General features: G+C 70.0%; 22 protein-coding genes and 1 pseudogene. 6 read left to right on the forward strand and 17 right to left on the reverse strand.

The window, feature by feature from the left end:
• Nucleotides 1-11: 11 nt before the first annotated feature.
• From AB5L97_RS14710 to AB5L97_RS14720, 3 genes are all read right to left on the reverse strand, one after another.
• Nucleotides 12-944: a carbohydrate ABC transporter permease gene (locus AB5L97_RS14710; protein WP_369045204.1), complete on the reverse strand. Its 933-nt coding sequence runs from the start codon at nucleotides 942-944 to the stop codon at nucleotides 12-14.
• Nucleotides 945-952: 8 nt separating this feature from the next.
• Nucleotides 953-1,807, reverse strand: coding sequence for a carbohydrate ABC transporter permease (locus tag AB5L97_RS14715; RefSeq protein ID WP_369047453.1), 855 nt, complete (start codon nucleotides 1,805-1,807; stop codon nucleotides 953-955).
• A 110-nt stretch (nucleotides 1,808-1,917) separates the two neighbouring features.
• The gene (locus tag AB5L97_RS14720; protein ID WP_369045205.1) at nucleotides 1,918-3,351 is read right to left on the reverse strand and encodes an extracellular solute-binding protein; all 1,434 of its coding nucleotides are present in this window, start codon (nucleotides 3,349-3,351) and stop codon (nucleotides 1,918-1,920) included.
• A 158-nt stretch (nucleotides 3,352-3,509) separates the two neighbouring features.
• Between AB5L97_RS14720 and AB5L97_RS14725 the strand changes: the two genes are divergently transcribed.
• Nucleotides 3,510-4,382: a phosphatase PAP2 family protein gene (locus AB5L97_RS14725; protein ID WP_369045206.1), complete on the forward strand. Its 873-nt coding sequence runs from the start codon at nucleotides 3,510-3,512 to the stop codon at nucleotides 4,380-4,382.
• 62 nt (nucleotides 4,383-4,444) lie between these two features.
• Nucleotides 4,445-5,377 (forward strand): phosphatase PAP2 family protein, encoded by a 933-nt coding sequence (locus tag AB5L97_RS14730; protein WP_369045207.1) that lies wholly within the window; start codon nucleotides 4,445-4,447, stop codon nucleotides 5,375-5,377.
• A 102-nt stretch (nucleotides 5,378-5,479) separates the two neighbouring features.
• On the opposite strand, the gene AB5L97_RS14735 is transcribed toward AB5L97_RS14730, so the two are convergent.
• The 6 genes from AB5L97_RS14735 to pdhA form a co-directional block, all read right to left on the reverse strand.
• On the reverse strand, nucleotides 5,480-6,676 hold the full coding sequence (locus tag AB5L97_RS14735) for an MFS transporter (RefSeq protein ID WP_369045208.1): 1,197 nt from the start codon (nucleotides 6,674-6,676) through the stop codon (nucleotides 5,480-5,482).
• Nucleotides 6,677-6,901: 225 nt separating this feature from the next.
• Nucleotides 6,902-8,584: a MinD/ParA family protein gene (locus tag AB5L97_RS14740; protein WP_369045209.1), complete on the reverse strand. Its 1,683-nt coding sequence runs from the start codon at nucleotides 8,582-8,584 to the stop codon at nucleotides 6,902-6,904.
• Nucleotides 8,585-8,623: 39 nt separating this feature from the next.
• Nucleotides 8,624-9,436, reverse strand: coding sequence for an MBL fold metallo-hydrolase (locus AB5L97_RS14745; protein WP_369045210.1), 813 nt, complete (start codon nucleotides 9,434-9,436; stop codon nucleotides 8,624-8,626).
• Between the two features lie 55 nt (nucleotides 9,437-9,491).
• A complete protein-coding gene (locus tag AB5L97_RS14750) occupies nucleotides 9,492-11,042 on the reverse strand; it encodes a dihydrolipoamide acetyltransferase family protein (protein WP_369045211.1) in 1,551 nt (516 codons plus the stop codon).
• Nucleotide 11,043: 1 nt separating this feature from the next.
• A complete protein-coding gene (locus AB5L97_RS14755) occupies nucleotides 11,044-12,114 on the reverse strand; it encodes an alpha-ketoacid dehydrogenase subunit beta (RefSeq protein WP_369045212.1) in 1,071 nt (356 codons plus the stop codon).
• Nucleotides 12,115-12,116: 2 nt separating this feature from the next.
• Nucleotides 12,117-13,280 (reverse strand): pyruvate dehydrogenase (acetyl-transferring) E1 component subunit alpha, encoded by a 1,164-nt coding sequence (gene pdhA / locus AB5L97_RS14760; RefSeq protein WP_369045213.1) that lies wholly within the window; start codon nucleotides 13,278-13,280, stop codon nucleotides 12,117-12,119.
• A gap of 150 nt (nucleotides 13,281-13,430) precedes the next feature.
• On the opposite strand from pdhA, the gene AB5L97_RS14765 reads away from it, so the two are divergent.
• Entirely contained in the window at nucleotides 13,431-13,916 is a 486-nt protein-coding gene (locus AB5L97_RS14765; RefSeq protein ID WP_307955492.1) for an Lrp/AsnC family transcriptional regulator, read from the forward strand.
• A gap of 43 nt (nucleotides 13,917-13,959) precedes the next feature.
• Here AB5L97_RS14765 and AB5L97_RS14770 read toward each other — a convergent pair whose 3' ends face one another.
• Nucleotides 13,960-15,309 carry a glutamate decarboxylase gene (locus AB5L97_RS14770; RefSeq protein WP_369047454.1) on the reverse strand — a complete coding sequence of 450 codons (1,350 nt, stop codon included), beginning with the start codon at nucleotides 15,307-15,309 and terminating at the stop codon, nucleotides 13,960-13,962.
• 238 nt (nucleotides 15,310-15,547) lie between these two features.
• Here AB5L97_RS14770 and AB5L97_RS14775 point away from each other — a divergent pair, with 238 nt between their 5' ends.
• Nucleotides 15,548-16,309, forward strand: coding sequence for a hypothetical protein (locus AB5L97_RS14775; protein ID WP_369045214.1), 762 nt, complete (start codon nucleotides 15,548-15,550; stop codon nucleotides 16,307-16,309).
• Nucleotides 16,310-16,477: 168 nt separating this feature from the next.
• On the opposite strand, the gene AB5L97_RS14780 is transcribed toward AB5L97_RS14775, so the two are convergent.
• The 6 genes and pseudogenes from AB5L97_RS14780 to paaA form a co-directional block, all read right to left on the reverse strand.
• Complete coding sequence (locus AB5L97_RS14780; RefSeq protein ID WP_369045215.1) at nucleotides 16,478-17,260, reverse strand: enoyl-CoA hydratase/isomerase family protein; 783 nt, start codon at nucleotides 17,258-17,260, stop codon at nucleotides 16,478-16,480.
• A gap of 8 nt (nucleotides 17,261-17,268) precedes the next feature.
• Nucleotides 17,269-18,528: a 1,2-phenylacetyl-CoA epoxidase subunit PaaE gene (paaE, locus tag AB5L97_RS14785; protein WP_369045216.1), complete on the reverse strand. Its 1,260-nt coding sequence runs from the start codon at nucleotides 18,526-18,528 to the stop codon at nucleotides 17,269-17,271.
• The gene (gene paaD / locus AB5L97_RS14790) at nucleotides 18,529-19,014 is read right to left on the reverse strand and encodes a 1,2-phenylacetyl-CoA epoxidase subunit PaaD (protein ID WP_369045217.1); all 486 of its coding nucleotides are present in this window, start codon (nucleotides 19,012-19,014) and stop codon (nucleotides 18,529-18,531) included.
• 17 nt (nucleotides 19,015-19,031) lie between these two features.
• Entirely contained in the window at nucleotides 19,032-19,907 is an 876-nt protein-coding gene (paaC, locus tag AB5L97_RS14795) for a 1,2-phenylacetyl-CoA epoxidase subunit PaaC (RefSeq protein ID WP_369045218.1), read from the reverse strand.
• A pseudogene (gene paaB, locus AB5L97_RS14800) lies at nucleotides 19,904-20,259 on the reverse strand (1,2-phenylacetyl-CoA epoxidase subunit PaaB). Before paaB ends, paaC begins: the two are co-directional and overlap by 4 nt.
• The gene (gene paaA, locus AB5L97_RS14805) at nucleotides 20,198-21,229 is read right to left on the reverse strand and encodes a 1,2-phenylacetyl-CoA epoxidase subunit PaaA (RefSeq protein WP_369045219.1); all 1,032 of its coding nucleotides are present in this window, start codon (nucleotides 21,227-21,229) and stop codon (nucleotides 20,198-20,200) included. Before paaA ends, paaB begins: the two are co-directional and overlap by 62 nt.
• Before the next feature lie 103 nt (nucleotides 21,230-21,332).
• On the opposite strand from paaA, the gene lepB reads away from it, so the two are divergent.
• Entirely contained in the window at nucleotides 21,333-22,073 is a 741-nt protein-coding gene (gene lepB, locus AB5L97_RS14810; protein ID WP_369045220.1) for a signal peptidase I, read from the forward strand.
• Nucleotides 22,074-22,117: 44 nt separating this feature from the next.
• Nucleotides 22,118-22,717, forward strand: a complete 600-nt coding sequence (locus AB5L97_RS14815; protein WP_369045221.1) for a low molecular weight phosphatase family protein — start codon at nucleotides 22,118-22,120, stop codon at nucleotides 22,715-22,717.
• Between the two features lie 33 nt (nucleotides 22,718-22,750).
• Here the strand turns inward: AB5L97_RS14815 and AB5L97_RS14820 are convergent, their stop codons facing one another.
• Nucleotides 22,751-25,123, reverse strand: coding sequence for a polysaccharide biosynthesis tyrosine autokinase (locus tag AB5L97_RS14820; protein WP_369045222.1), 2,373 nt, complete (start codon nucleotides 25,121-25,123; stop codon nucleotides 22,751-22,753).
• Between the last annotated feature and the right edge of the window lie 22 nt (nucleotides 25,124-25,145).

The following is a 25,145-nucleotide window of genomic DNA, read 5'->3' on the forward strand; positions in this document are numbered from 1 at the left end:
GGAGGTGCTTTCTACTTGCCGGCGCCGGCGGTGAGGCCGTCGCGGAGGGTGCGCTGGCCGACGAGGAAGACGATCAGCGCAGGGATCATGGACAGGACGACGCCGGCGAGGACCACGGAGATGCTCCCAGTGCCCATGTTGCCCTGGAGGGACACGAGGCCGAGGGGCAGCGTGAAGTTCTGCTCGGAGATGGTCAGGATGAGGGGCCGGAAGAACTCGTTCCAGTGGAAGTTGAAGGCGAGGATCCCCACGATCGCGAGGCCCGGCATGGCCAGCGGCGCATAGACGGAGCGGAAGATGCGGAACGGGGACGCGCCGTCGATCGCGGCGGCCTCGGCGAGCTCCGCGGGGAGCCCGAGGAAGTACTGCCGCATGAGGAACGTGCCGAACGCGGTGGGGATGGCCGGGAGGATGAGCGCCAGGAGCGTGTCGGAGAGGCCCATGCCGCGGATGAGCATGAACACGGGCACGATCGTGACCTGGACCGGGACCATCATGGTCGCGAGGACGAGGGAGAAGAGGGCGCCCTTCCCCTTGAACTTCAGGAACGCGAACGCGTAGCCCGCGAGCGCCGCGGAGAACATCTGGCCGAGGGCGATGAGCCCCGTGACGAGGGCGCTGTTTAGCACGAGCAGGGCCATGTCGACCTGCTTGAAGACCTGCGCGTAGGAGCTGAAGTCCGGGTTGAGGGGGAGGAATGCGGGCGGCAGCTTGAGCGAGTCCGCCGGGGGCCGCAGCGACGTCGACAGGGTCCACAGGACGGGTCCGAGCGTGAGCGCCGCGGCCAGGATGAGGACCGCGATGCGGCCGGCGAGGGACCAGTCGAGCGGGCGACGGCGGCGTGTCGCCCAGGGGCGCGGGCTGCGGTCCTGCTGCACGGGACTGCCAGAGCGGGCTCGCCGGTTCGAAGGGGTTGCGGGGACGGGGGTCGCGGTGGTGGTCATGGTGGGCCTCACTGGTAGAAGACGAAGCGCTTGCTGAGCCGGAACTGAAGGGCCGTGACGGCCATGATGACGAGCATGAGGACCACGCCGATCGCGGAGGCCTTGCCGAACTGGAGCTGCTGGAACGCCGTCTCGAAGATCACCATGACGGCCGTGCGGGTCGAGTCGCCGGGGCCGCCGCGGGTGAGCACGTAGGGCTGGTCGAAGACCTGGAGGGCGTTGATGATCGCCATGACGGAGGCCACGAGCGTGGTGGGGCTGATGAGCGGGAGCGTCACGTAGCGGTGCTTGCGCCACCCGGTCGCGCCGTCTAGGGACGCCGCCTCGTAGGTCTCCTGGGGGATCGCTGACAGCGCGCCGAGGAAGAGCAGGAACGAGAACCCGAAGTTCTGCCACACGTAGACGAGCGCCACCACGCACGCCGAGCCGAACGGCGTCGTGAGCCACGGGACCGCCGGGATGCCGACCGTGCCGAGGAGCCAGTTGACCACGCCGAACTGCTCGTTGAAGAGGTACTTCATGAAGATCGAGACGCTCGCGGCGGAGAGGATGAGCGGGAAGAAGAACGCGGAGCGGAAGAAGACGCGCAGCCAGTTCGGCAGCCGGTCCTGGATGAGGACGGCGAGGCCGAGCGCCACGCCCAGCTGGAGCACGACGGCGACGACCACGAACGCGAGCGTGTTGCCGAATGCCACCCGCACCGTGGGGTCCGTGGCCATCTCCGCGAAGTTGTCCAGGCCCGCGAACTGGGGGGCGCTGAGGATGTCCCAGCGGAAGAAGGCGAGCAGCACGGAGGCGACGATGGGGACGAGGGTGAACACCCCCATGCCCACGATCGTGGGGGCGAGGAAGAGCCAGGCCATCGCGCGGGAGTCGCGCGATGCGCTGGGCACGGCGCCCGGGGCGGCTGCGGGGGCGCCCCGGTTCGAGGCCCCGCGGATGCGGGAGGTGCGGGGGCGGGCGGCCATGGTGCTCATGCGGTCCTCCTGAGGGCCAGCTCGAGGTCGCTCTGCAGGGAAGCGAGCGCGCTCTTGAGCTGCTGCTCGTCCCCGCTCACGGCGAGCGAGACATTCTTGATGAGTGCGGTTTCGACGGCGGCCTGCTGGGGCGGCGCGGGGATGGGACCGGTCGCCGGGAACCGGTCCAAGGTGTCGTAGAAGACCTTCCAGTGGGCTGGACCCTTGCCCGAGTAGAGGGCCTCGTTGACCATCGAGCGGCGGGCCGGGGTTGTGGTCGGAGTGGAGAAGATGAGCTCCATCGCCTCGCGGGAGGAGCTGAACTTGATCCACTCCCACGCGGCGTCCTTGTCCTTCGCGGTCTTCATGATCGCGTAGCCGGCGGTGCCGAACTGGTGGCGCTGGGCGGCAGCGCCGGGGCCGCTCGCCCAGCGGGGGAAGAACGAGACGTCGAAGTCGCCCGGGCCCATTCCCGCTTGGGAGAGGCCCTGGACCCAGTAGCCGCCGGCCGGCGTCGCACCGATGCGACCGGAGGCGAAGAGCCCGACGAGCGAGTTGCCGCCGCCTTCCTCGGGGCGGACTCCGAGGCCGTCCTTGACGAGTCCGCGGAGGAAGTCGAAGGTCTCGAAGACGCGCGGATCATCGGCGTTGGGCGTCTGCCAGAGGTACCCGCCGGAGCGGGAGGCGCGGGAGGGGTCCGTGCCGTAGAAGCGGTCCCAGAGCCAGTCGCCACCGGTGGCGCGCTCCTCGGCGAGGAAGGAGGTGCCGTTCGCGTAGAGCCACGGGACCACGCCGCCGAAGAGCCGGTTGGTCCAGTAGTAGGGGGTGAAGCTACTCGGGTTGGCGCGGCGCATGGCCGCGAGCGAGGAGCGGAAGTCGAGGTGGGTCCAGTCGTCGGCCGGGCGGGAGAGCCCAGAGTCGGCGAACACCTTCGTGTTGTAGTACATGTCCGCCGCGTTCCAGTCCATCGGGAGCTGGTAGAGGCTCCCCCGGTACATGAACGCCTCGACAAGGCTCGGGTGGACATCGGCGAAGTACTCGGCCATGACAGACGCGTCGCGGCGGAGGTACTCGTCGAGCGGGTGCGCGAGCTTCTCGGCGAAGAGCTGCGCGCCCTCGGTGGCCACGTAGACGACGTCCGGTGGGTTGCCGGCGGCGACCATGGTGAGGATCTTGCTGAAGAAGTCCTTCCAGTCCACTGCCTGGATGGCCTGGACGCGGACCTTGATCTCGGGGTGGAGGCGCCGGAACGCGTCGACGGCCTTCTGGCGGGCCGCAGCGTCCGCCGCCGTGCCGAGGATCGCGATGCTGAGGCTTCCGTCGTTGCGTCCGGGGATGTCGGTGCCGGTCAAGCGGGGCCACGAGGCCACCGTGGCTCCGAGGATCCCAGCGCCGAGGGCCCCGAGCGCGGTGCGCCGCGAGATCTCGCGCAGAGTGAGCGAGTCGCCCATGACTCTCCTTTTGAGGGGGTTGTGCGGTCTTTTGGACCGCGCCTAACACGTGTTAGGAATCGTAGATGTGACACCTAACACGTGTCAAGTGCTCGATGTCACGTGCATCACAGCAGGCCCATCGGCGGACGTACAGGACGGCATGACAGGCTGGTTCCATGGCCTCTCCGAGCCCCGTGCGCCCGGGGCCCTTCCTGCTCGCCTCGCTGGCGGCCGCGGCCGGATTCGCCGCGGTCTACCTCGTCTTCGTCCGCACGAACGCCGGCCAGAACCTGGACGAGCGCGGGCTCCTCGAATCCGCCGCCATGTTCGGCGCCTGGTCCAGGACCGCCCTCGCCTTCCTCAATGGCATGCCTGCCTTCTCGGTGGTGCTCGCTGCGGCGGCGCTGTGCTGGGCCGCGCTCATACGACGCCGATGGGTCGCCTCCGCGATCGCTCTCGCCTCGGCCCTCACGGCCAACGCAGCCACCTACGTCCTTAAGCAGTACGTCCTTGACCGTCCCGACCTCGGCCACAACGCGCTCGGCGGCAATTCGATGCCCTCGGGCCATGCAACGCTCGCGGCCTCCGCCGCAGCAGCCGTCTACCTCGCAGTCACGCCGCGCTACCGCCCGCTTGCGGCGTTCGCTGGGACCACGTACGCCGTGCTGGCCGGCGTCGTCATGCTCGTCAACCAGTGGCATCTCGCGGCGGACGTCGTGGCGGCCTTCATGCTCGTGGCCGCCATCGCGGCACCCGCCACATGGCTCGCGCTGCGGACGGAACGCGCCCCCGGCACTCCCCCACAGCTGCGGATCCGTTGGGAACGGGTGTCCCTGCGCATCGCCCTCGGCGCGGCCGTCGTCGCCGCCCTTGCACTCATGCTCGTCCTCGTGGTGCCCCCCGAGGGCCGGCGCGTGGGCACCGTTCCCCAGTTCTTCGCGGCCGGCGCCGCAGCCATCACGGCCAGCGGATACGCGTGCTCGGCCGCGGCGTGCCGCCTCGTCACCCGGGCGGCGCGCCGGTCGCACACGGCCAGCGCACGCCCCTGACCGCCGCGCCCCTCCCAGCTCCGCTTGGGCGCTCCTCAGATGCGTGTGGGAGGGTAGACCGCATGCCCGTCAAGAGCAACGCGAGAGAGACGACCCAGGCAGCACGCCACGCGACGCCGACCGAGGACCCCGAACCGATGCGTTCCCGGCGCCCGCCGATCGGCCCGTTCCTGCTCGCAGCCCTCGCGGCCGTGGCCGGCCTCATCGGAACCTATCTGTTCTTCGTGCGCACCACCACGGGCCAGTTCATCGACGAGTCGGCGCTCGTGGAGGCGACCGAGCTGTACGGAACCGCGGTCAAGGCCTCCCTGCGATTCCTTGACTTCCTGCCCGCAATCTCCGCCGCCCTGGGAGCGGGCGCGCTCGGCTACGCCGCGATCGTGCGACGCCGGTGGGCTGCCTCCCTCACGGCCCTCGCCGCCGCGGGGGCCGCCAACCTTGCGACGCAGGTGCTCAAGAACGACGTGTTCACGAGGCCCTACCGCGGCATCGAGACCTTCACCGAGAACTCCCTTCCTTCCGGGCACACGACCCTCGCAGCCTCGGCCGCCGCGGCGATCTTCCTCGTGTCCTCGCCGCGCTGGCGGCCGTTCGTCGCGTTCGCCGGCGCCACGTACGCCGTCGCTACCGGCATCGCAACCCTCGTGAACCAGTGGCACCGCCCGGCGGATATCGTGGCCGCGTTCCTCGTCGTCGCGGTCTTCATGGCCCCCGCGGCGTGGATCGTGCTGATCACCGGGCGGAGCTGGAACGCCTGGGAGGGCTTCGGAAGCCACCCGGGCTCCTCGCGCCTCTGGGTCGCCCTGCCCACGCTCGCGGGTCTGGGTGCCGCCGCAGTGGCGGTCGTGGCACTCGTGCGCATCGCGCCCCTGCCCGGCCAGGAGGCGAGCACCACGAACTACTTCTGGGCGGGCTGCGCGTTCGTCGCGATCAGCGGATACCTCGTCTCTGTGGCGGCCTCCTGGCTCGTGAGCGCGGCCGCGCGCCGCACCTGAACCGCGGGGCCTCTCGGTTCTCAGAGCTGCCGGGCTGCCTGAACCGCGGAACCCGGCCGCGCGCCGTCGTGCGCGGCCACCCGTGCCCCACGGGGGCGCGCCTCACGCGCGCGGGCCCGCCTGCGCCCTCGGGACGCTCCACGCGAGCACGGCTGCTGCCAGCAGCCCGAGCCCACCTGTCGCGGCCACGCCGACGCCGAGAGTTGCAGCGGCGGTGACGGCCGAGAGGAGGATAGGCCCCACGGTGCTCCCGGTGTCCGCCATGAGACGCCACAGCCCGAGGAATTGTGCCCGTCCGTGGGCGGGAGAGAAGTCGGCGCCGAGGGTCATGATCATTCCGGACCCGATCCCGTTGCCGAGGCCCAAGAGGCACGAGACCCCCAGGAACGGCCAGAACGAGGACGTGGACGGCATGGAGATGAGGGCCAGGCCCATGATGGTCATCGAAGGGATCGCGACCGCGAGCCGGCCGCGCAGGTCCATCAGCCGGCCGCCGGGATAGAAGAGGATGAGGTCCACGCCTCCGGCGATTCCGTAGACGAGAGAGGCAGCCTGGGCATCCAGGCCGAGGTGCTCGGCCCACAGCGGGATGACCACCTGCCGAGACTGCCGGACGGCAGAGATGAACAGCACCCCGAGCCCCACGGTGGTGAGGACCCTCCAGTGCGCGGCCGCGACCCGGCCGAGGCGCGGCTGGGGAGCCCGCGAGGGCCCGGCGACGTCGTCCTCGAGATCAGGCATGAACAGCGCGACCGCGGCCGCGCCCACGAACACGACGGCTCCGACCCAGTACGCGCCGCGGAGGCCCCCCACGGAGATCGCGGCGGCTCCGAGGAACGGTCCGAGGAACAGCCCGATCCGCAGCGTCCCCCCGAGCGTCGAGAGGGCGCGGGCGCGGAACTGCGCCGGCACCGCCTCGGTGAGGTACTTCTGCCGGGCCAGGTTCGTGACGCTGGACGCCATTCCGAGCACCACCAGCGCGGGCATGAACTGCCACAGCTGGGTCGCTAGGGCCGCGGTCACGAGGGCGATGGCCCCCGTGGCCTGCGCCCCGACGATCGCCCAGCGCTCGCCGAACCGGACCGTGAGGAGCGAGGCCGGGAGGTTGAAGACGAGCGATCCGAGGCCGATCAGCGTCACGGTGAGGGCGGCAACCGCCACGGAACCGCCGAGGTCACGCGCGGAGAGCGCCACGACCGGAAGCACCGCGCCCTCGCCGAGGGAGAAGAGCACCGACGGGCCGAAGGCCGGAACGGCGATCGAGAGGAGGGAGAACCGCTCGTTGCCTGATCGAACCACTCCCCCACTCTAGGCGAGCAGACTGGGCCCAAATCCCCTTGTTTGTCGCCGTGGCCGCGGGTATCTTAAGTCCAGTGTCTGGATAAACCATTCGCGAAGAACCGTGCGGGTGCGTGAGCGCCCTGTTCGGTGCTGTGCGGACGTCATGGGGGCAGCACTGAGAAGGGACACGGCCGCTATTGGGGGCGGCCGTGCTCCTCCTGCCTTCTGGCCCCTCTCGCGGCTCTAGGCCTGGGGACCCTGCCGCTGGTAGCCCGAGACAATCGCCGCCGCGATCTCCCGGTACGCCTCGCGCGTCGCGGGGCGCAGGCGGTCAAGGTCCACGAGATCGCCATCCGCCATCGACCGGTCGTGCGGCACGGTGACGAGCGCGCGGCACATCCCGGAGAGCGTCGCCTCGATCGCACTCTTGTCCACCCGGGCCGAAACGTCATCCTTGTCGGTGACGACGACGATCGCGCTTTGGGCGAGGCGATCGTAGCCGTGCGCGGACAGCCACCGCAGGGTGTCCCGCGCTCGCTTCGCACCGCTGACCGCATATCCGGCCACGACCACGATGTTGTCCGCGTCCTCGAGGATCCCGCGCATCGCGGGGCGGCTCACTCCCGTCCCGCAGTCGGTGAGCGTCACGGTGAAGTGCCTCTTCACGAGTGCGTGCACGCGGCGGTAGTCCTCGGGCGTGAGGGAATCGGACAGCTCCGGGTCCTGCTCCCCCGCGAGCAGGTGCAGGCTTCCGGCGTGGTGGAGGTACTTCACGAGGTCCGCCCGCGAGTTCACGGTGTCGAAGTCCCTCAGGAGGCTCGTGATCGAGTGCCGCCGCTCGGACTCGTAGGAGCCCTCGCCGAGGGCCCGCTCCACGAGATCGCCGGCATCCGGGTTCGCGTCGATCGCGCACGGAGGCTCGGGCCTCAGCTCTGCCAGTGTCAGGCCTACGCCCACCGTCGTGGATGTCTTGCCGATCCCGCCCTTGAGCGAGAGGAAAGCTGTGTTCCAGTTCCCCTCCAGGCGACGCGAGATCTGCTTCTGGACGAGTTCGTCCTGACGCGCACGCTCCGACTGGCCGAGGTTCAGCGCCCCGCCCGTGACCCGGTACAGGAAGCCGCGGAGCCCCCCGGGCGGCGGAACGGGAACCGAACGGATGAACCCCGCCGGCGCCTCGACGGGCTCCTGCGTGGGGGCGACGGAGCGTTCGCGGACGGTGGCGACGGTGGGCTCGGCCGGCCTCTCGGCGTGCCGGCTCGTCGGTGGGACGGGTGCCGGTCGTTCGGGCGTTGGAGCGGCCGGAACGACGGGCGCCGCGACGGAAGGTTCGGGTGTCTGAATAACGGGGGCTGGCGCGGTGGGGGACGGGCCCGACCCCACAGCGGGCGCAACCCGCGGCGCCAACGGCCTTGCCTCGGGAGCCGCCCGAGTCTGGGGAGCCGCCGTCGGCCGCTCGGGAGGTTTTGCCGCCTGCTGTATCGGCGGGGCCTGCGGTCGGGGAGGGACGCCGCCCGCACCGAGCGGGACGGCCGACGGCGCGGCCTGCCCCTCGCCTGCGGGTTCCCCGCCGCCTGCGGCTTCCCGTTGCTGCTCGCGCCCCACTGCGCCGGTGCGATCCCGATCGTCGGAAGGCATTTCGGGAGAAGGCGTTTCGGGAGCCGAACCGGCCCGCTCCGGCGAGCGGTCGTCGTGCGCCGCCTCCGTCTGGGGCTCAACCGTGCGCCCTCCGGTGGCAGGCGCCTCGTCAGGAGGCGTCTCGCCAGGAGCCCCATCCGCAACCGGATCAACCGTGGGTTCAGCCTGCCCGCCGCCGGACTGCCCGCGCGACGTCTGGCGTTCCGCCTCCTCCGCTTCGCGCAGGCGCCGGGCCTCGCGGCGGGTCATCGGAACCGGTGGCGGAGTCTGCTCCCCAGCTGACATCTCCATCGTGCTGCCCCTCTCGTCGGCGTGCCTGGCGAAAGCGGTTCAGCTCAGGCTGGCAGCCTTGAGCCGCCGGATGAACAGCCGCGACTGCTCCGGTCCGTATGGGAGGATCGGGACTGCCTTGGTGGCGTCGTCAGGCGTCTCCCGCGTGGCCTGGATGGCCGAGCGCACCGCCGTCGCCATAGTATCGGCCATTGTCCGCACGAACGCGTCGCTGCACAGCCGGCCGTGCCCCGGCACGAGCGACTGGTACCGGTTGCGCAGTGCCGAGATGTGGCGCAGCACGTCCGCCCACTCTTCCGGGAACGAGTCCCCGAATTCCGGATAGGCGCCCTCCTCGACGAGGTCACCGGCGAACAGCGTCGACGCCGTGCCCACGAGCAGGTCGCCGTCCGTGTGCCCGCGGCCCAGGTGGAACAGCGTGACCGAAGCGCCGCCGAGGTCCACGAGCACTGGCTGGTCCCGCACGATCCCCGTGGGAACGACGATCTCCGTGTTCTCGCCCTCACCAGCGGCCATCGCGGGCTCCGCCTCGGCCACGGCCGGGCGGTGTGCCTCGCCGTTCTGGGCGATCTCGGCGACAGCGTTCTCGTGCGCGTAGAACTCCGTGGCCCCGGCGGCCGCGAACACGGCGTTGCCGAAGTAGTGGTCGTAGTGCGCGTGGGTATTCACGACGACGAGCGGCAGCTCCGTCTTCTCGCGCACCGCCGCGAGGATGTCGGCGCCCTGGCGGGGCCCGTGGCCCGTATCCACCACGAGCGCACGCTCCTCGCCGACCACGAGGCCAATGTTGAGCCGGAGCGGCTCCGTGGCCAGGACGTAGGTGTTCGCTCCGAGATCCTGCCATCCAGCCACTTGTGTGCCGTCCTTCCTTTGGCGCTCAGGGTTGTCCCCGATTCTGCCATGCACCCTACAGGTCCGCGAGGACGCTGCCGGGCTGCTCGACCGCGTCGGCGACGAAGCGGAGGAATCCGCCCGCCGTCCCACCGTCGCACACGCGGTGGTCGAACACGAGCGTGAGCTGCACGACCTTCCGGACCGCGAGCTCGCCGTCCACGGCCCAGGGCCGGTCGATGATCCTGCCGATCCCGAGGATCGCGGCCTCGGGGTGGTTGATGATCGCGGCACTGCCGTCCACGCCGAACACGCCGTAGTTGTTGAGTGTGAACGTTCCGCCCGTGAGGTCTGCCGGAGATGCCTTGCCGTCCCTTGCCAGACCGGTGAGGCGGCGGAGCTCGGCGTCGATCTGGCGTGCGCTCAGGCGGTGGGCGCCGCGGATGGCGGGGACCATGAGGCCCCGGTCGGTCTGGGCCGCGAAGCCCAGATTGATGCCATCGAACCGGACGATCTCCTGCGCGCCCTCTGCCGTCTCCTCGAGTCGGGTGTTGAGCTCGGGGTACTTCACGAGGCCCGCGAGCACGAACCGGGCGATGAATGCGAGGAGGCTCGGCGTGGTGTCCGGGTCGCGGCGTTTGAGGTCGCTGCGGAGCTTCACGAGTTCCGTCGCGTCCGCGTCGACCCAGACCGTGGCCTCCGGGATCTCCGTGCGGGAGCGGACCATGGCCTGCGCCACGGCCTTGCGGACGCCCGTGACGGGGGTGCGGGAGGCGATGCCGAGGCCCGTCTTCGCGTCCGTCTCCCCCGCCGAGGTCACCCCCTGTGGCGCCGAAGTCACCCCGTGTGTCGCCGAAGTCACCCCCTGCGGAGGTGAAGTCACCCCCTGCGGTGCCGAAGTCACCGCCTGCTGAGGTGAAGTCACCCCCTGCGGTGCCGAAGTCACCCCGGCGGACTCGACGTCACGGCGCATGATGAGCCCATCGGGGCCTGATCCGGAAATCGATCCGAGCGTGATGCCCAGGTCCGCGGCGAGCTTGCGGACGATCGGCGAGACGACCCGCACGGCCCGGCCCGGCGCCGTCGTGCGCGATGGTTCCGCGGCAGGCGTGGCGGACGACGGCGGGGCCCCCTTGCGTCGCCGGGTGCGGCCGCCTACCGTTCCCCCCGCGGTGCCGTAGCCGATGAGGACGTTGCCGGAGCCGGAGTCTTCAGGACGCCCCCGCGAACCGGCTCGCTCTTCGGTGCGATAGATCTCATCGGGGGACGGGGTGACCTCGGCGCCAGAGGGCGTGACCTCGGCGCCACCAAGGGTGACCTCAGCACCACCAGAGGTGACCTCGGCACCAGAGGGGGTGACCTCGGCGACGGTGATGAGGGGCGCGCCGACGTCGAGCGTCGATCCCGGCTCGCCGTGCAGCACGGCAACGGTGCCTCCGAACGGGGTCGGGACCTCGACAATCGCCTTGGCCGTCTCGACCTCGGCGATCGGCTGGTCCACGGCCACGGTGTCCCCCACGGCCACAAGCCAGCGCACGAGTTCAGCCTCGGTGAGGCCCTCCCCGAGGTCGGGCAGCAGGAACGTCTTCTGCGCGGCGGTGCCGTGCGCAGTCACTGTCGTTGGCATGTCAGTCCTCCCACTGCAGGTCGTCGAGGGCGTCGAGGATGCGGTCCACGCTCGGCAGGTAGTAGTGCTCGAGCTTGGGCGGCGGGAACGGGATGTCGAACCCCGTCACGCGCCGCACGGGCGCGGCGAGCGAGTGGAAGCAGCGCTCCTGGACTCGCGCCACGATCTCGGACGCGACAGAGGCGAAGCCCGCTGCCTCCGCGACCACGACGGCGCGCCCGGTCTTGCGCACGGAGGCGCACACGGTCTCGTCGTCGAACGGGACGATCGTGCGCACGTCGATGACCTCGACCGAGCGGCCCTCGGCCTCGGCCGCCTCGGCCGCAGCCAGGGCGGTCGGGACGCTCGGCCCGTACGCGATGAGCGTCGCGTCGGTTCCGGCGCGGGCAACGACGGCTGCGCCATCGACGCTCAGCCGCCGCGCGCCGCCGTGCCCGGCACCCGCAAACTCAGCGCGGAGCGCCTCGAGGTCCACGAGGTCCTTGGACCAGTATTGCTTCTTGGGCTCGAGGAACACGACGGGATCGTCGCTCGCAATGGCCTCGCGGAGCATCCGGTAGGCGTCCGGGACGGTGGCGGGCGCGAAGACCTTGAGGCCCGGAGTGTGGGCGTAGTACGCCTCGGACGAGTCGCAGTGGTGCTCAACGCCGCCGATCCCGCCGGCATACGGGATGCGGATCACGAGCGGGAGCCGGACCGCGCCCCGAGTGCGGTTGTGCATCTTCGCGATGTGGCTCGCGATCTGCTCGAAGGCGGGGTAGGCGAAGGCGTCGAACTGCATCTCGATCACGGGGCGGAGCCCGTTCATGGCCATGCCGAGGGCCATCCCCGCAATCCCTGACTCGGCCAGCGGCGTGTCGAAGCAGCGCTCGGCCCCGAATTCCTTCTGCAGGCCGTCGGTGATGCGGAAGACCCCGCCGAGCGTGCCGACGTCCTCGCCGAACACGACGACGTTCGCATCCGTGCGCAGGGCGTCCGCCATCGCGGTGGTCAGGGCCTTGGCAAAGGTGAGGGCCTCGGGGCCCGCCGTCGCAGTAGCTCGGGCCTGCGCGGCCTCAGCAACCGTGCTCATGCTCAGCGCTCCTCTCGGGAAAGCTCGTCGGCCAGCTGGGCGGCCTGCTCGCGCAGCTGGGGGGTCGGTTCGGTGTAGACGAAGCGGAAGAGGTCCTGGGGATCCACGTCCGTGTCGGCGCCCAAGCCGTCGCGGAGCTGGCGTGCCACGTCCTCGGCGTCCGCGGCGAAGGAGGCCTCGGTCGCCTCCGTGAGGGCGCCCACCGCGCGCAGGTACTCGCGCATCCGCACGAGCGGGTCCTTGGCCGCCCAGGCTTGGACCTCGGCGTCGTTGCGGTAGCGGGTCGCGTCGTCAGCGTTGGTGTGGGCCTGCATCCGGTACGTGTAGGCCTCGACGAGGAGGGGCCCCGAGCCGGCGCGTGCCAGGCGCACGGCTCGGTCGAGGACGGCGAGGAGGGCCACGGCGTCGTTCCCGTCCACGCGCTCCCCCGCCATGCCGTAGCCGACCGCCTTGTGTGCGAGCGACGGCGCGGCGGTCTGGTGCGCGAGCGGCACGGAGATCGCGTACTGGTTGTTCTGGACGAAGAAGACCACGGGCAGGTTGAAGACCGCTGCGAAGTTGAGGGCCTCATGGAAGTCACCCTCGCTCGTTGCGCCATCGCCGCACATCGCCAGGACAACGGTGTCCTCACCGCGCAGCTTCGCGGCGTGCGCGACGCCCACGGCGTGCAGCAGCTGGGTGGTCAGCGGCGTGGACTGGATGCCCACCCTGTGCTCGTGGCAGTCGTATCCACCGTGCCAGTCGCCGCGGAACAGGGTCATGGTCTCCACGGGGTCCACGCCGCGGGTCATGACGGCGACCGAGTCGCGGTAGGTGGGGAACATCCAGTCGCCGTCCGCGAGGCACAGCGCGGCGGCGACCTGGCAGGCCTCCTGGCCATGGCTGGAGGGATAGACGGCCATGCGGCCCTGGCGCACGAGCGCGGAGTTCTGGTCATTGACGCGGCGGCCGATCACGAGCCGGCGGTACGCCTCGAGGAGCTCGCCCGCGGCTGGGATCGGGTACTCGTGGCCGGGGGCCGAGCCGCGCTCATCCTCGGGGCGGAGGGTACCGTGCTCGTCGAGAATCTGGATCTGGGGCACGCGGCCGTGCACCGGGAGCATGTAGTCCTCGATGCTGATCCCGAAGCTGCGGATGGCCTCCTGTGCCTCGGTTGGGACGGTCATGGCTCCTCCTTGTACGACGCCGGACTTTCCTCAAGTATCCGCTTCGGTGGCTATTCGTATGCGCAAGGAGGGTAGATCATGGAAGAGTGGTGCTGAGAGAGTCGATTTCGTAGACATCCAGTCACCATGACGTGGATCACAGGAGGTTCCATGGACGATCTGCACGCGAGTCAGGAGGCTCCCCGGCGACCTGCCGAGCCGAAGCCGCTCGACGACGTCGACCGCGCGATCCTTGCCCAGCTCACCGCGGACGCGCGGCGGTCTGTCACGACCATCGCGGAGAACGTGCACGTCTCCCGCGCCCACGCCTACAACCGGATCGCGAGGCTCCAGGCGGACGGGGTCATCACGAAGTACACGACGCTCGTCGATCCGCTCAAGGCGGGGCTGCGGTCAAGCGCCTACGTGACGCTCAAGGTCCGCCAGCAGTCCTGGCGCGAGCTCCGCGAACGCCTGCGGACCATCCCCGAGGTGCAGCACATCGCGCTCGTCGGCGGGGACTTCGACGTCATCATCCTGGTCCGCGCACTGGACAACACCGACCTGCGCCGCGTGGTCTTCGACCAGTTGCAGGACATGCCGGGGGTTCTGGACACGCAGACCTTCCTCATCTTCGAGGACCTCGACACGCGCTGACGCCTGCTCGGATCCGTACCCGAAACGACTCGGGACGGCCGGGTCAGTGGTGGAAGGCGCCCGAGTGGCCCGGGTCCGGGAACGGAGTTTCGGCGGCGTCGAGGAAGGCCACGGCAGAGCGCAGGTCGTCGAGGAAGCTCGACGCCAGGTCGCGCGTGAAGCCGTTGCGCACCACGATCCGCTGCACCGTGAGGTCGGCGAGCCCGTCCGGCATGGGGTACGCCGGAACGAGCCACCCGTTCATGCGCAACCGGTCCGAGAGGTGGTGCAGGTTCCATGTGTCCTGGCGCCCGGGCCGGAGGCTCCACGCGAAGACCGGGATGTCGGAGCCGTCGTTCCACAGCTCGAACGCATCCATGGCGCCGATCTCGCGGGCGAGGTACTCGGCGACGTCGCGGGACGCCGCGTGCACGGCCCGGTAGCCCTCGAATCCGAGCCGCAGGAACAGGTAGTACTGCAGGAGCACCTGGGCCCCGGGCCGCGAGAAGTTGAGCGCGAACGTGGGCATGTCGCCGCCGAGGTAGCTCACGTGGAACACGAGATCGTCCGGCAACGCCGACAAGTCCCGCCACACGACCCACCCGAGACCCGGGTACACGAGCCCGTACTTGTGGCCCGACGTGTTGATCGAGGCGACGCGCGGCAGGCGGAAGTCCCACACGAGCTCGGGCGTGAGGAAGGGCGCGATCATGGCGCCTGAGGCACCGTCCACGTGGATCGGGATATCGAGCCCCGTGGAGGCCTGGATCTCGTCGAGGGCCTGCGAGATCTCGGCGACCGGCTCGTACATGCCCGTGTACGTGACGCCCATGATCGCGACGACGCCGATCGTGTTCTCATCGACGTACTCGGAGAGCCCGTACCCGTCGAGGACCCGGTGCTCCTGCGAGATGGGCACGTAACGCGGCTCGACATCCCAGTAGTTGCAGAACTTCTCCCAGCACACCTGGACGGCAGAGCTCATCACCAGGTTGGGCCTGTCCGAGGGCTTGCCGGCGGCCCGCCGGGCGTGCTGCCAGCGGCGCTTGAGCGCGAGCCCAGCGAGCATGGACGCCTCGGACGAGCCGATCGTGGACGTGCCGACGGCGTGCGCCGGATCGGGGGCATTCCAGAGGTCTGCGAGCATGCGCCAGCAGCGGTGCTCGATCTCGGCCGTCTTGGGGTACTCGTCCTTGTCGATCATGTTCTTGTCGACGGTCTCGGCGTAGAGCCGAGCAGCCTCTGGCTCCATCCACGTGCCCACGAAGGTCGCGAGGTTGAGCCGGGCATTGCCGTCGAGCATCGCGTCGTCGTGGACTACCTGGTACGCCGTGCCCGGGAGGCTCTCCCCCTCGGGAAGCGTGAACCGCGGGAACTCGGTGGCCTCTCCGGCCCGGCTGAACAGTGGGTTCAGCTCGACGTTCGACTCAGGCTCCGGACGCGAGCCGGCGACGTGCCTGCGGGAGGATGGCTGGAAGGAAGAGCGTGTGGCGGACACGGTGGGACTCCTGTGGGTCGCGTCAAGGGTCACTGCTCGCCACGGCTGGCGGCGGCCGGCCGGACAGCCCCACGCTACCTGTGCCCGCGGGGGACGTCGAGCTGGCGCCCGGCGTGGGATGGTTGGATCAGGCACGCACGCGTGAGGAGGGCCGATGACGACCGACAGCGGGGCCGCGACTCGGCGCCCACCATGGGTGTGGCTCCTCATGGCCGCGTGCGTCCTCGTGGGCGTCGGGGTGATCGTGGCTGTCGCGGGACTCTTCATGGCGCCGTCCTCGCGGCCGCCCGCGACGCAGCCGACGCCATCCGCGGGAGCCAGCCCCGCGGCGTCGTCCGCGCCGGCCGTACCCGTCACCGCGTATGGGCTCTCCGATGCGCTCCCACTGATGGTACCGCCGGTCTGGCACGCCGAACCGGGCGCCGACTACATGCTCACCGCAGCCGCCGACTCGCTGACTTACGCGTCCGCCTCAGACTCCTGCCTCCTCACGTTCGGCGTCGGGCCGTTGCGCCCGGTGCCGAGCGCGTCGGCAGGACGCACGACGCCAGCCCCCTCCTCCGTGCCCACGGCGCCGGCGCTATCCGGTCCGGACTCGGAGACCGCGGCGACTCGCGCGGCCCTCGCGGGCGCCGTTGAGTCGCGCCGGAGTTCCGCGGCACGGGTGAGCGTCACCGCACAGGACTTGACGGTCGTGACGACCCTCGACTCGCTCAGCGGCCCCCTCGTGGACATGGCCGGAGCCGATCTCCGGGTGGCACACGCCGACGGCACGGTCACATACGTCCGTCTGGCCGTACGCGCCGTGCCGTCGGCGACGTCCGCCGTGTCGATCAGCGCCGAGTGCCCCTCCGCTGAAGCGGCCGCGACGGCCATGAACCACGCGAGCGTGCGCGCCTATCTCACCGGAAATTGAGGGGACCCCGTAACCCACGGCCAGAGACCCCGCAATCCACCGCCAGAGACCCCACAACGTTGCGGGGTCTCTGGCGCGTCGTTGCGGGGTCTCTGGCGCGTCATTGCGGGGTCTCTGGCGCGTCATTGCGGGGTCTCTGGCGCGTCGTTACGGGGTCTCTGGCGCGCGTCAGCGCCCGGAGAACACCGGCTTGCGCTTCTCCTGGAAGGCCTTGAAGCCCTCGGCGTAGTCCTCGGAGGCGCAGAGGGAGGCCTGCGCCTTGTTCTCGGAGTCCATGGACTCCCACAGCCCGAGCCTGCGGTCGCGGATCTGCGCGACGAGCTCCTTCGACGCCACGAACGCCCCGGTAGCCCCGGCGGCCACTCCGGCGACGATCGCGCGGGCCCGCCCGAGCAGTTCCTCGGCAGGGAAGGCCCGGGAGAACATCCCGGACCGCACGGCATCGGCGCCGCTCATGAGCTCGGCCGTGTACACGAGGTCGAGGGCCCGGTGCATGCCCAGGCGTTCGGTGAAGTACCAGTGGCCACCCGAGTCGAGCGTGGCCCCGAGATTCGCGAACGGAGAGCCGATCTTGGCGTTCTCCGCGACGTACACGACGTCCGTCGCGAGCAGGAGGCCGAGGCCCACGCCGAGCGTCGCCCCCTGCGCAGCGGCGAAGGTGGGCGCCGGGAAGGCTGCCATCTTCTGCATGAGCGGCGTCACGAGCCCGCCGAGGTAGCCGAGCACGTCGTCGTCGGCCGGGTTCACGCCCGAGATGTCGCGGCCTGCGCAGAACGCGCGCCCCTCGCCGCGCAGGAGCAGCGCCCGGACCTCACCGCGGGAGGCGGCGGCAGCGGCGTCGTCGTACGCGGCCGAGAGCTCGGCGAGCGCGGCCTCGTCCAGGGAGTTGAGGTTGGCGGGCGCGTCGAGGATAACCTCGGCGACGCCGTCGGCGATGGACAGGGTGATCATTCAGGCTCCTACGCGTCGAAGTCCACGGACACACAGTCCGAGGTCGGGCGGGACTGGCATGTGAGGACGAAGCCGCGCTCGACCTCATCCGCCTCGAGCGCGTAGTTCTCCGCCATGTCCACGGTGCCCGTGACGAGCTTCGCGCGGCACGTTCCGCAGACGCCTCCGGCGCACGCGAACGGCACGTCGGGGCGGACGCGCAGGGCCGCGTTGAGGATCGTCTCGTTCGCGGAGACCGGGGACTTCACAGAGCCGGACAGCCCGTCGAGCCGGAACTCGATCTCGAAGTTCTTCCCACTCGGGTCCTCGACCACTGGCCGGCCGATGTTGCCCTCGAGGTTGGTCGGCGTTCCGGTCGTGAAGAGCTCGTAGCGGACCTTCTCGGGCTCGACGCCGCGCCCGGAGAGCGTGTCCCGGACGAGCTGGACGAGCTCGAACGGGCCGCACAGGAACCACTCGTCGACGTCGTCGGCGTGTATCACGGTGTTGAGCAGCGTGGTGAGCTTCTCGGCATCGACCCGGCCCGAGAGCAGGGGCGAGATGCGCTGCTCGCGCGAGAGGACGTGGTGGAGGGCGAACCGCGAGGGGTAGCGGTCCTTGATGTCGGCGAGCTCCTCGACGAACATGACGTCCATCGCGGCCTTGTTCGCGTAGACGAGGTCGAAGCGGACGTTCTCGTTCGCAGCCAGGACGGTGCGGGCGATCGCCATGATCGGCGTGATGCCGGAACCGGCGGCGACGGCCACGAACGTGTGCTCGGCCTCGGTGTCGATGCTGCTCGGATCGTTCAGGCCCGTCATCCTGTGCTTCGAGATGAACGCGCCGGCGGGGCTCATGACGTCGAGGGTCGCTCCGGCCTCGAGGCTCTCGTTGGCCCACGTCGAGAAGACGCCCCCGAGGTCGCGCTTGATCGCGACCTTGATCTCGCTGGACCCGTCGTCGAAGCGCTGCGGAGCGGCGCAGATCGAGTAGGAGCGGCGGACCTCACGCGGCGTGCCCTCGTCTCCATCCGCGGGGTCCGCAAGCTGGGCGCGGAGAGCCACGTACTGGCCGGGGATGTAGTCGTACTCGTCGGCGAGCACGGGCGGGACGGCGAACGTCACCTCGATCGAATCGTTGGTGAGCCTTCGGACCTCGCTCACCTCGAGCGTGTGGAAGGACGCACGACGGCGCGCGGTCCCCTCGGTCCCGCCCGTCTCGTCGTCGACCGGGTTGGCGTCCGCGGGTTCTGCGGCTGCTTCTGCGGCCGCATTCAGCTGTTCAGTCATCTAGAGCACCTTGAAGTAGTCGAAGGTTTCGTGGCAGTCCTGGCAGACATAAAGCGCCTTGCAGGACGTTGAGCCGAAGCGGGACATCTCGCGGGTGTTGAGCGAGTGGCACTGGGGGCACTTGACGGTCAGGCCGAGCTTGATGGGACCGCCGTGGGCCTTCCCCGTCGGAGGGGCGATCCCGTACTCCTCGAGCTTCGCCTTCCCCTCTTCGCTCATCCAGTCCGTGGTCCACGCCGGCGAGAGCACGAGGTCGACCTGGACCTTGTCGTGCCCCGCCATGGCGAACACCGTGGCGAGGTCCGCGCGGATCGTGTCCATCGCGGGGCAGCCCGAGTACGTCGGGGTGATGGTGAGTCGCACGGTGCCGTCCGGCTCGATCCGGCCGTCGCGGAGGATCCCGAGATCGGCGATCGAGAGCACGGGGATCTCCGGGTCGGTCACAGTGGCGGCAAGCGCGCGGACCTCGTCATCGGTGGTGATCATGTGGGTTGCCTGCTGCCTTACCAGGTGGCCCCGGGGTGCTTGCGCGCGAGGACCTGCATCTCGGCGAGGATGTAGCCGAGGTGCTCGGTGTGCTCGCCGCGGCGGCCGCCGCCGGTGGCGCGGGGGACGGTGGGGAGGGTGAGGGTGGCCTCGTCGAGGACCTCGGCGAGGTGCTTGTCGAAGGTCTCTCGCAGGGTCGAGGGGCGCACGCCCGCGTCGCCGACGGCGTCGATGAGCTCGTCGTCGTCGAACAGCTCATCGACGTACGGCCAGACGAGCTCGAGCGCGGCCTGCATGCGCCGGTGCGACTCCTCGGTCCCGTCGCCGAGGCGTATGGTCCACTGGATCGCGTGGTCGCGGTGGTAGTCGACCTCCTTGATCGCCTTCGCGACGATCGCGGCGAGCGTCTTGTCGCTCGAGTCCAGCAGCTCCGTGTAGAGGAGGTACTGGAAGATCGAGACGACCAGCTGGCGGGCGATCGTCACCCCGAAATCGCCGTTGGGCTGCTCGACGAGCCACGTGGAGCGGAACTCCTCTTCCTCGCGCCAGTAGGCGAGGTCGTCCTCCGTCTTGCCCCACGCGTGGCCCGCATAGGAGAGGAACGAGCGCGCATGGCCGAGCGTGTCGAGCGCGATGTTGCCGAGGGCGATGTCCTCCTCGAGCTCCGGGGCGCGCGAGATCCAGTGGCCCAGCCGCTGAGCGAGGATGAGGGCGTCGTCGCCCAGGCGCAGCGCGTACTGCGCGACCTCCTCGCTGGGCTTCTCCGGCGCGATCGCGATGTCCTCGGGGCGCAGCGCGTTGCCCGGGGTCACGCGGGTGGCCGAGGCCGCGGCGTCGCCGAAGGAGTCGAGGGAGTGGTCAGTGGCAGGGTGTGCAGGAGAGGACTGGCTCACAGGTGCTTCACGCCCTCGCTCTTGGTGTAATACGTCGCGTGGCGGTAGTCCTTGCCCTGGGGGGACTCGAAGTAGGCGCCCTTCGAGTCGGGGTCCGAGGATGCGATCGCGTCCGACGGGACGACCCAGATTGACACGCCCTCATTGCGGCGCGTGTAGAGGTCACGCGCGTTGCGCAGCGCCATCGCTGCATCCGGGGCGTGGAGGGATCCGGCATGGACGTGCGAGAGGCCGCGGCTCGACCGCACGAAGACCTCCCAGAGTGGCCAGATGTTGGTCTGCTCGCTCACTTATGCTGCTCCGATCTCTGCTGCGGCGCGCTGGGCCCGCTTCTCCGCTGTCTTGTCTGCATATGCGCGGGCCGCCTCGCGGACCCACGTGCCGTTCTCGTGTGCCTCGCGGCGGCGAGCCATGCGCTGGGCGTTGCACGGTCCGTTGCCCGCGATGACGTCCTTGAACTCCTGCCAGTTGAGTTCGGCATGGATCCACTTGCCGGTCTCCTCGTCGTAGCGGAGCTCGGGGTCAGGGAGGGTGAGGCCGAGGACCTTGACCTGCTCGGCGATCATGCCGACGAAGCGCTGGCGCAGCTCATCGTTCGAGAAGCGCTTGATGTTCCAGGCCATCGACTGCTTCGAGTTCGGCGAGGTGTCGTCCGGCGGCCCGAACATCATGAGGGCCGGGGCATAGAAGCGGTCGACGGCGTCCTGGGCCATCTGCTTCTGGGCGGGGGTGCCGTTGGAGAGCTCGAGCAGGATCTCGAAGCCCTGGCGCTGGTGGAACGACTCCTCCTTGCAGACACGCACCATGGCGCGTCCATAGGGGCCGTAGCTAGCGCGGCACAGCGGGACCTGGTTCGCGATCGCGGCGCCGTCGACGAGCCAGCCGATCGCCCCCATGTCGGCCCACGTGCGGGCCGGGTAGTTGAAGATCGACGAGTACTTGGCCTTGCCGTCAAGAAGCTGCTGGTTCAGCACGTCGCGCGGGGTCCCAAGGGACTCGGCCGCGGAATAGAGGTACAGGCCGTGGCCAGCCTCGTCCTGGACCTTGGCCATGAGGATCGCCTTGCGCTTGAGGCTCGGGGCACGGGTGATCCAGTTGGCCTCGGGCTGCATGCCGATGATCTCGGAGTGCGCGTGCTGGGACACCTGGCGCACGAGCGTCTTGCGGTAGGCCGCAGGCATCCAGTCGCGGGGCTCGATGCGCGAGTCCTCGGCGATGATGCGATCAAAATAGGCCTGGCCCGCAAGGTCCTCAGCGGACGGGGCCTCATCACCCTGTCCAGGCTGGGACTGGGGCACGGACTGCAAGGTCGCAGCTGCCATGTCTCCTCCTCAAGAAATAATTACCGACCGTTCGTTCAGAATATGGGAGCGCCTGCCGAGCGTCAAGCGAATTCACGATGGCGCGCGCTGCTAGCCTGAACCGGTGACGCGCCCCCGACGCCGGCCGCTCCCGCTCTGGGCAGCGATCATCCTCAACCTCGCGGTCGGCCTGACTGTGGTCGGCCTCGTGCAGGCCTTCGTCGTCAAGATGGGGCGCATCCCGTCCGGATCGATGGAGCAAACGCTGCAGAGCCAACAGTGGGGCGGGGACCGCATCCTCGTCAACAGGCTCGCCTATGTGGGAGGCGCCGCGCCGCGCCCGGGCGACATCGTCGCCGTCGTGCGCCCTCCCGGCTGGCCGGGCGCGCTCCCGCCGGCCGCAAACCCTCTCTCGGCGCTCGTGAGGGGGTTCGGCGACCTGACGGGCCTCGGACCGTCCAACGAGGACTACATCGTCAAGCGCGTGGCGGCCGTGGGCGGGCAGCGCATCAGCTGCTGTGACGTCCAGGGCCGGCTCCTGCTCGACGGCAAGCCGATCGATGAGCCCTATGTGTACCAGGACCTCCCGTTCGAGCCGGGCCGCCTCGACTGCACGACGGCGCCCCGCTCGCCGCGCTGCTTCCCCGAGACTCTCGTGCCGGCCGGACAGCTCGTGCTCCTGGGAGACCATCGGTCCAACTCCGAGGACTCGGCTGCCCAGTGCCGCTATGCCGGCTCAACCGGATCCAACCCCGCGGGCTCCGGGGCCCCGGCCACGTGCGTGCGGACGGCGGCTGCATCGGCCGTGGTGGGGCAGGTCATCTTCCGCGTGTGGCCGCTCGACAGGATCGGGGTACCGCGCTGAGACGGCGCGCCCCCGCGGCCTCCGGCGGTGCTACGTTGGACGGGATGACCGACGATCCGTTCCGCATTCTGGTGGTCTGCACTGGGAACGTCTGCCGCTCGCCTGTCGCCGCGGCAGTGCTGCGTGACGCCCTCGCCGAGATCGCGCCGGGAGACTTCGTCGTCGACAGCGCCGGGACGCGCGCACTCGTCGGCGAACCGGCCCAGCCGGAATCAGCGGCGATCGCGACGAGATTCGGCTCGACGCTCGAAGGCTTCACCGCGCGGCAGCTCACCGAGCCGATGGTCGCGCGGGCGGATCTGGTCCTCATTCTCGCCGAGCGGCATCGAGCATCGATCCTGCGGCTGCATCCCGCGCTGAAGAGGACGTTCACGCTCCGCGAGTTCGCGCGGCTCGTCGCGACGCTGCCCGTGGATCCGTCCGAGCATGCCCTGGCCCAGGACGGCGAGCCCCGCGGGGCGTGGCGTCATCTGGTCGCGAGGGCCTGGGAGGCCAAGAGCGCTGACAGTCCCGCATCCGAGGGCGAGAACGACGTCGTCGACCCCTATCGGCTGGGGCCCGAGGTCTGGTCGCAGATGACCGATGAGCTCGTACCCGCGCTCGAGGTCATCTTCGGGCGCGCAGACCTCGTCGCGCGGGGCTGAATCCTCCGGCCGACGCCGCGATGGAGGTGCCGGTCAGCCCGCCGACCGGCGGCCGCGGACCTGCACCGGCAGCCAGAGCTCTCCCTCAGTGGGCGATTCGGCCGCGTTGTCCGTGACGGTGTCGTCGGCGGGGAGGTCTGCGCGCGACTCAGCGTCCTTCCCGGGCGTCTCCAGCGCAGCCCCTTCTCGGTCCACGCCGGTACCCCCGTCCTCGCCGTTCGGGGCGGCCGCCACTGAGGGGGCCGAGGACTCGGCCGGCAGTTTGGGGCCCTCCGGGGCAAGAGAGAGGCTCAGGGGGGTGGGTGAGATGATCGGCTGCGGCCGTGTCGTGGTGAAGTGCAGCCAGCCGCGCGAACGGTCCTGGCGCTTTGCGGCCACCCCACGCACGGCGTCATCGTCCCGTGCATCATGGTCCACTGCGCCGAAACGCGGTTCGTCCCCATGCACAGCGTCCCCATGGACTGCTTCGTGGCGGACTGATTCATGGTCCACTGCGTCGGGCTCAGCTGCGTCGAGGTCCGTGGCGCCGAGGGCCTCAGCCTCCGGTGAGCTCCCGAACCGAAGCCCGTCCGCCTGCCCGCCGTGGTCCGACGCTCGCTGGTCGGGGCCAACGTAGTCCGAGACCACGAGCTGCGGCGGCGGGAAGGCCCGAACCTCGCCGTTGGTGTGCGCGCCGTGCAGCGGAACCGGCATGGCAAGAGCTGCTGGCTCGTCCTCAACGTCCGCCGCATGGTGTGCGCCGGATGAGTCCGGCACGAAGGACTCCGCGTCGGGACCGGCTTGGGCGCCGTAGTCCTCAGAGTGCGCATCCTCTGCACGATAGTCCCCCACCGGGGCCGCCTGCTCGAGGAAGTCCGCCGCAGGGGCCGCGTGAACCTGATCCGCCGCGTAGGCGGGCGCTGGTACGGCGACCTCAGCGGGCGCCGAAGCAGGACGCGCCTTCTTGACCTTGACCTTGCCCTTGGAGCGGATCTTCTCGTGGCCACGCTGATGCTCGGAGTACGTCCCGTAGTAACCGTAAGTGTAGGATTCGGGGCCCTTGGTCGACACCCCGTTGAGGATGATCCCGAGTACCTTGCCGCGCACCCGCTCGAGGTTCCCGACGGCGCGCTCGAGACTGTCCGTCGTCGTCCTGCCGACGCGGGCAACGATGATCGTGCCGTCCGCCGAGCGGGACAGCACCGCGGCGTCGGTCACGGGCAACAGCGGCGGTGCGTCGACGAGGACCACGGCATCCTCGGCGAGGTGCGTGAGCAGGTTGCTCATCATGCGCGATCCGAGGAGCTCGGAGGGGTTCGGCGGGATCCGGCCAGCGCCGAGGACCCGCAGGTTCGGGTGGCCTGGGTATGACTGCAGGACGTCGTCGACCGTGGCCCGGCCCGCGAGGACGTCGGTGAGGCCGACGCCGGGGACCACGCCGAAGACCTCGTGCACGGTCGGGCGGCGGAGGTCGCCGTCGACCACCACGACGTTCTCGCCCGCCGAGGCCATCGTGGCTGCGAGGTTGCCGATGACCGTGGACTTCCCCTCGGAGGGGACGGAACTCGTCACGAGGAGGATGCGCGGGGGATTGTCCACGTCGATGAACTGGAGGTTGGTCCGCAGCTCCCTCAATGCCTCACCCATGGCGTGGCTGCCGCGGGCGCCCGTGCTGGGCGCATCGAGGATGTGGCTGCCCTCGGCGAGACGCGCATCGTTGGGGAGGGTTCCGATCACGGGGTGCCCCGCGGTCCGTTCCGCCTCGCTGGCCGTACGGATGCGACGGTCGAGGAAACCGCGCAGCAGTGCGTAGCCCAGACCGAGGAGCAGGCCGGCAGCTGCACCGATGCCGAGGGTGAGTTTGAGGTTCGGGGAGACCGGGGCGCCGGGCAGCGAGGCCTTCGCGAGGGGAACTACGCGGACGGCAGGCTCGGCCGTCGGTGAGCTCGAGCTGGCCTGCTCGAGCTCGCGCACCTGGGCGGCCAGGGCAACGACCCACTCGTCGGCGATCTTCTGCGCCATCGCGGGGTCGGTCGAGGTCGCCGAGACGTGGAGCTCTGCGGTGTCGGCGGGAATCGTCACGCTCACGCCGGAGATGGCGGCGCCGGCCGAGGTGAGCCCGAGGTCCTTGACCACACGATTGGCCACAAGGAGCGACTCGGCGACCGACTTGTACGACTTGACCTTCGCCTTGGCGAGGTTGTCCCCCGCGAGGGAGAGTCCGAGGTTGTCGGCGCCGCCTGCAACGACGATCCCGCTGGAGTCGGCGGCGTACATCTTCGGCTGGATCGAGTACCATCCGAACGCGACGGCGGTAGAGAGCGCCACCAAGGCGATGATGCCGATCCAGTAGCGCCGGACGAGCCGAAGGCCATCCGTCAACGTCAGCGATTTCCCGTCCTGCCGGCCCTCGGGCTCTTGTTCCACGCTCGTTGCTCCCCATCGTCGT

Origin of the sequence: Sinomonas sp. P10A9, assembly GCF_041022165.1 — a bacterium.
Taxonomy (GTDB): domain Bacteria; phylum Actinomycetota; class Actinomycetes; order Actinomycetales; family Micrococcaceae; genus Sinomonas; species Sinomonas puerhi.

What these genes read in the sequence shown, in the direction of transcription:
- AB5L97_RS14710 (WP_369045204.1), bottom strand. Translation starts at nt 944, where the DNA reads ATGACCACCACCGCGACCCCCGTCCCCGCAACCCCTTCGAACCGGCGA.
- AB5L97_RS14715 (WP_369047453.1), bottom strand. Translation starts at nt 1,807, where the DNA reads ATGGCCTGGCTCTTCCTCGCCCCCACGATCGTGGGCATGGGGGTGTTC.
- AB5L97_RS14720 (WP_369045205.1), bottom strand. Translation starts at nt 3,351, where the DNA reads ATGGGCGACTCGCTCACTCTGCGCGAGATCTCGCGGCGCACCGCGCTC.
- AB5L97_RS14725 (WP_369045206.1), top strand. Translation starts at nt 3,510, where the DNA reads ATGGCCTCTCCGAGCCCCGTGCGCCCGGGGCCCTTCCTGCTCGCCTCG.
- AB5L97_RS14730 (WP_369045207.1), top strand. Translation starts at nt 4,445, where the DNA reads ATGCCCGTCAAGAGCAACGCGAGAGAGACGACCCAGGCAGCACGCCAC.
- AB5L97_RS14740 (WP_369045209.1), bottom strand. Translation starts at nt 8,584, where the DNA reads ATGGAGATGTCAGCTGGGGAGCAGACTCCGCCACCGGTTCCGATGACC.
- AB5L97_RS14750 (WP_369045211.1), bottom strand. Translation starts at nt 11,042, where the DNA reads ATGCCAACGACAGTGACTGCGCACGGCACCGCCGCGCAGAAGACGTTC.
- AB5L97_RS14755 (WP_369045212.1), bottom strand. Translation starts at nt 12,114, where the DNA reads ATGAGCACGGTTGCTGAGGCCGCGCAGGCCCGAGCTACTGCGACGGCG.
- pdhA (WP_369045213.1), bottom strand. Translation starts at nt 13,280, where the DNA reads ATGACCGTCCCAACCGAGGCACAGGAGGCCATCCGCAGCTTCGGGATC.
- AB5L97_RS14765 (WP_307955492.1), top strand. Translation starts at nt 13,431, where the DNA reads ATGGACGATCTGCACGCGAGTCAGGAGGCTCCCCGGCGACCTGCCGAG.
- AB5L97_RS14775 (WP_369045214.1), top strand. Translation starts at nt 15,548, where the DNA reads ATGACGACCGACAGCGGGGCCGCGACTCGGCGCCCACCATGGGTGTGG.
- AB5L97_RS14780 (WP_369045215.1), bottom strand. Translation starts at nt 17,260, where the DNA reads ATGATCACCCTGTCCATCGCCGACGGCGTCGCCGAGGTTATCCTCGAC.
- paaE (WP_369045216.1), bottom strand. Translation starts at nt 18,528, where the DNA reads ATGACTGAACAGCTGAATGCGGCCGCAGAAGCAGCCGCAGAACCCGCG.
- paaD (WP_369045217.1), bottom strand. Translation starts at nt 19,014, where the DNA reads ATGATCACCACCGATGACGAGGTCCGCGCGCTTGCCGCCACTGTGACC.
- paaA (WP_369045219.1), bottom strand. Translation starts at nt 21,229, where the DNA reads ATGGCAGCTGCGACCTTGCAGTCCGTGCCCCAGTCCCAGCCTGGACAG.
- AB5L97_RS14815 (WP_369045221.1), top strand. Translation starts at nt 22,118, where the DNA reads ATGACCGACGATCCGTTCCGCATTCTGGTGGTCTGCACTGGGAACGTC.